5 protein-coding genes are annotated in these 4,381 nt (G+C 68.2%); 2 read left to right on the top strand and 3 right to left on the bottom strand.

Annotated elements, in window-relative coordinates:
* Nucleotides 1-30 precede the first annotated feature (30 nt).
* Nucleotides 31-195, bottom strand: a complete 165-nt coding sequence (locus ACXJKH_RS15960) for a hypothetical protein (protein ID WP_457320756.1) — start codon at nucleotides 193-195, stop codon at nucleotides 31-33.
* An 85-nt stretch (nucleotides 196-280) separates the two neighbouring features.
* Nucleotides 281-1,303 carry an NADP-dependent oxidoreductase gene (locus ACXJKH_RS15955; protein WP_457320754.1) on the bottom strand — a complete coding sequence of 341 codons (1,023 nt, stop codon included), beginning with the start codon at nucleotides 1,301-1,303 and terminating at the stop codon, nucleotides 281-283.
* Nucleotides 1,304-1,597: 294 nt separating this feature from the next.
* Here ACXJKH_RS15955 and ACXJKH_RS15950 point away from each other — a divergent pair, with 294 nt between their 5' ends.
* On the top strand, nucleotides 1,598-1,936 hold the full coding sequence (locus ACXJKH_RS15950) for a hypothetical protein (RefSeq protein ID WP_457320753.1): 339 nt from the start codon (nucleotides 1,598-1,600) through the stop codon (nucleotides 1,934-1,936).
* Between the two features lie 124 nt (nucleotides 1,937-2,060).
* Here ACXJKH_RS15950 and ACXJKH_RS15945 read toward each other — a convergent pair whose 3' ends face one another.
* A complete protein-coding gene (locus ACXJKH_RS15945; RefSeq protein ID WP_457320751.1) occupies nucleotides 2,061-2,783 on the bottom strand; it encodes an AraC family transcriptional regulator in 723 nt (240 codons plus the stop codon).
* A gap of 166 nt (nucleotides 2,784-2,949) precedes the next feature.
* On the opposite strand from ACXJKH_RS15945, the gene ACXJKH_RS15940 reads away from it, so the two are divergent.
* Complete coding sequence (locus ACXJKH_RS15940) at nucleotides 2,950-4,122, top strand: YbfB/YjiJ family MFS transporter (RefSeq protein WP_457320749.1); 1,173 nt, start codon at nucleotides 2,950-2,952, stop codon at nucleotides 4,120-4,122.
* Nucleotides 4,123-4,381 lie beyond the last annotated feature (259 nt).

Raw genomic sequence — 4,381 nt, 5'->3', positions numbered from 1 at the left:
ACGTCACGGCGGTCGACGGCTACGGCATCCTCAGTCCGGGTTGTTGTCCTTGCGCACCGGCCGCCGCGTTTCCGCATCATGAATCGCCTGGTCGGTCTGGCCGGGTCGCTGCTTGGCCGCTTCATCCTGCTTGCGGTCCTGCTGGCTTTCCTTGACGCCTTCCTGCTGGGTCTTCTGCTTCTCGTCGCTGGTCATGATCGGTACTCATCGGGGGATGCCGCCACGCTAACGTGGCGATCGTGAGCTACGGGTCAGGACCGCGTTGGCGCTGCGTGCGCACTCAATCCAGCTTCACCACCAGCTTGCCGAAGTTGCGTCCCTTGAGCAGCCCGAAGAACGCATCCGGCGCGTTGGCCAACCCTTCGACGACGTCTTCGCGGTACTGCACCTGGCCATCCTGCAGCCACTGGCTCATGTCGACCAGGAACTGCGGGAACAGCGCGTTGAAGTCGGACTGGATGAAGCCACGCACGGTCAGCCGCTGGCGCAGCACCTGACTCATGAAGCCCGGCAGCCGATCCGGCCCCGGCAACACCGCGCCGCGCGCGTTGTAGGTGGCAATGGTGCCGCACACCGGAATACGCGCGAAGTCGTTGAGCAGTGGCGCGACCGCGTCGAAGACATGCCCTCCCACGTTCTCGAAGTACACATCGATGCCGTCGGGCACCGCGGCCTGCAGCTGCGCGGCGAAGTTCTCGGCGCGATGGTCCAGCGCCACATCGAAACCCAGCGTTTCCAGATACTGTCGCTTCTGCTCGCCACCGGCGATGCCCACCGTGCGCGCGCCGCGCAGTTTTGCAATCTGCCCGACCGTCGCCCCGACCGGCCCGCTGGCCGCGGCCACCACCAGGGTTTCGCCCGGTTGCAGCCGACCGATTTCCTGCAGGCCGGCATACGCGGTGAAACCCGGCATGCCGTAGACACCGAGCGCGGTGCTGATCGGCAGGCCCGTCTCGTGCAGCCGCCGGGCGATGCTCTCGCCCTCCACCACCGCATGGGTCTGCCAGTTGCCGCCAGCGACCACGTGCTCGCCGACGGCGACCTCCGGGTGGTTGGAGGCGATCACCTCCGACACCGTGCGCCCCTCCATCACCGCATCCAGCGCCACAGGCGGTGCGTACGACGGGCCTTCCTCCATGCGGCCGCGCATGTACGGGTCCAGTGACAGGTAGCGGTTGCGCAGCAGGACCTGTCCCGGGGCCAACGCTGGAACGGCCGCCTGCTCCCAGCGGAAATTGGCCGCCACCGGTTCGCCCTGCGGGCGCGAAGCGAGAACGATGCGGGTGTTGGTGAGAGCATTCATCGGCGGACGACTCCAGACAGCGTGATCAGGAGCCCTGACAGTAAGCGCTGTGGCGGCACGGCGGCGTCGGGGTAAGACAGCGTTCCACCGGTGAGCGCGGGCACGACGTCCCGCGCGCCTTGCGCGACGGTGATCGATGTACCCGGTGATGCCACAGCATTCCATCGGCGGCACCGGATCACATCGGATCACATCGGGTTGGCCCGGACCTGCGCCGTGGCGCATCATCGCAGGATGACATCGCCCCTCCTCCACGTCCGTCAGCGCGTTCGTCGCTACTTGCTCCCGGTGCTGATGTCGGCCACCCCCCTCTTCGGCCTGGCGTGTTGGGCAGTACTGGCGACAGAGCCCGGCTGCCTCGCCGCGCAGGGGCACTGGTCAGGCGCCGGCCAGTGCTACACGCGTCTGTGCCTGCTGCAGGGCGACTGCGGGCAGCCGGCATCGCCAATTCAAGGCTGCCCGCACCTGCAGCCGGGCGACACGCGCGGCAAGGTGTATTTCCATCTTGGCAATCCACTGCCGGGTGCTGCGGCCGTGGCGGACTGGCCTGCCGACAAGGTGGGCGACGGCAGGATCCAGGCGCGTTTCGACGGTGATCGGCTGCTCAGCCTGGCCTGCCCGGTCGCGGACTAGTCCACCGGCCAAACGTCCCCGTTCAAGCGAACGGCATCACCCATCGCCACCGGTGCGCGGCAGCGCGTGCGGGCATGGCCGGACGTCATCAGGGTCAAGGCAACTCGGCGACACGCCGCGAGGGTCACCTGGATCGTCGCCACTGTAACGGGCTGACGCCCATTTCGACCCGGAACATGTAATTGAAGGCGGACGCGGACGCATACCCCAGGTCGTGCGCGATCCGTGTCGGCGAGCGCCCTTGCGCCAGCCACTCGATCGCGCGCAGCAACCGCAGGCGCGTGCGCCATGCGCGCACTGTCATGCCGGTCTCGCGCTCGAAGTGGCGCGCCAGCGTGCGCGTGGACGGACCCAGGTGCGCCGCCCACGCCGCCATGTCCCGATCATCGTCTGGATGGTCGTACAGCGCCTGGCACCAGTGCTGCAAGCGCTCGTCCTGCGGCCATGGCAGGTGCCGCGCGTGTCGCGTCTGCCGACGCAACTGGGTGGCGATCACCGCGCACAGGCTGGCGTAGTAGCCGGAATCATCCTCGGCCCGGATGCCGTCGAGTTCGATGATCAGGGCGCGCAGCAGCGCCGATACTTCAAGCACCGTGCATTCCGCAGGCATGTCCGCGGCGACGTCGATGCCAACGTACAGATTGCGGAACGCCGCAGCGCTCAACGCGCGGGTGTGATGCAGGGTTCCGCCCGGCACCCACAGGGCCTGCTGCGGCGTGATCACATACCGCGCGTTCGCCGCCGTCACCTGCAGCACGCCTTCGGTAGCGAAGGCCAGCTGGTGCCAGGCGTGCACATGCGGCGGAAAATGCTCGCCGGCCGCCATCTGCCGACTGTGCGTGACCACCGGCCAAGGCAGTGCGCGCAGCGGTGGCACCGTGAGTTCACGACCGCCGGGAGGCGCCGCAGAGGGGCGGGATTGTCGTCTGGTCGACATAGGCGGTCATTCTATCGAAAGACAGTGACACCCGGATCGCCGAGGATCAGCGGACCCCTGCCCGCCCCGGTATCCAATGACTGCCCCGCCCATCCCCACCGAACGGCATCCCTGGCAGGTCATCGCCGCCGGTATCTGCGCCTTGGTCCTCACCGTGGGACTGGCCCGGTTCGCCTACACGCCCCTGCTGCCGCTGATGCGCGTCGATGCCGGGCTTAGCGCCGCCCAGGGCGGCTGGCTGGCCACCTTCAACTACCTGGGCTATCTGCTGGGCACGCTGCTGGTGGCGCGGGTGGGCGACATGCGGCAGAAATTCCACATGTACCGGGCCGGACTGCTGCTGGCCGTCGCGGCCACCGCGCTGATGGGCGTCACCCCCCACCTCTGGCTGTGGAGCGTGCTGCGCTTCCTCGCCGGGCTGTCCAGCACCGCCGGGCTGCTGCTCGCCTCCGGGCTGGTGCTCAACTGGCTGCTGGCCCACCAGCGGCGGCCCCGGCTGGGCCTGCATTTCGCCGGGCTGGGGCTGGGCATCGCGGTGTCGGGCCTGGCCACGGCGATGATGGCCGGCCATGCCGATTCCAGCGGGCAATGGCGTTGGCTGGGCCTGCTGGGGCTGCTGTTCCTGGTACCCGCCTGGTACTGGATGCCCGCGCCGGTCGCCGCGTCCGCGCGCTCCGTCGCCGACGCGCCGCCGCCCCCCGGACCGCGCTGGCGACGCCTGCTGGTTGCCGCGTACTTCTGCGCCGGTTTCGGGTTCGTGGTCAGCGCCACCTTCATCGTGGCCATCCTCGAGCAGACCGCCGCCTTCCACGGGCATGGCAGCGCGGTGTGGGTGCTGGTGGGACTGGCGGCGGTCCCCTCCACCTTCGGCTGGGACTGGCTGGCGGCACGGCTCGGCATGATCCGCGCCCTGATGCTGGCCTTCGCCCTGCAGGCGGTTTCGTTCATGCTGCCCCTGCTGGACGATGGACTGGCTGCCGGGCTGGGCAGTGCGCTGCTGTTCGGACTGACCTTCGCCGGAATCGTGAGCCTGACCCTTACCGTGGTCGGTCGGCACTACCCGCACAACCCGGCCAAGGCGATGGCCACCCTGACCCTGAGTTACGGCGTGGCGCAGATCGTGGCACCTGCGCTCGCCGGCACCCTGGCGCGCGACAGCGGCTCCTACCAGGCATCGCTGCTGCTGGCGGCGGTGATCATGGTGATCGGCATCGTGCTGCTGTGGTGCATGCCGGACGACACGCAGTGAGTCGCGCGCGCCCGGGCACGTGCTGAACCGATGTTCATGCGCGCAACGGTGGTGCGCAGCCACGTTGGATCAAGCACTTGCCGCTGTCGGCGCGAGGCCTGGCAACAAATGTGAAATTTTTTTCGCGAAACGCTTGCCGAACGCTGCATACCTCCGTATTATTCGCGTCCTCGCCAGCGGCAACGCAGCGATGAAGTGGCCGAGTAGCTCAGTTGGTAGAGCAGGGGATTGAAAATCCCCGTGTCGGCGGTTCGATTCC

This window comes from Stenotrophomonas sp. P5_B8, assembly GCF_054049855.1.
Note: the sequence above shows the minus strand (reverse complement) of the source record. Positions and strands in the feature narration are given on the sequence as shown.

What these genes read in the sequence shown, in the direction of transcription:
- ACXJKH_RS15940 (WP_457320749.1), top strand. Translation starts at nt 2,950, where the DNA reads ATGACTGCCCCGCCCATCCCCACCGAACGGCATCCCTGGCAGGTCATC.
- ACXJKH_RS15955 (WP_457320754.1), bottom strand. Translation starts at nt 1,303, where the DNA reads ATGAATGCTCTCACCAACACCCGCATCGTTCTCGCTTCGCGCCCGCAG.
- ACXJKH_RS15950 (WP_457320753.1), top strand. Translation starts at nt 1,598, where the DNA reads ATGTCGGCCACCCCCCTCTTCGGCCTGGCGTGTTGGGCAGTACTGGCG.
- ACXJKH_RS15960 (WP_457320756.1), bottom strand. Translation starts at nt 195, where the DNA reads ATGACCAGCGACGAGAAGCAGAAGACCCAGCAGGAAGGCGTCAAGGAA.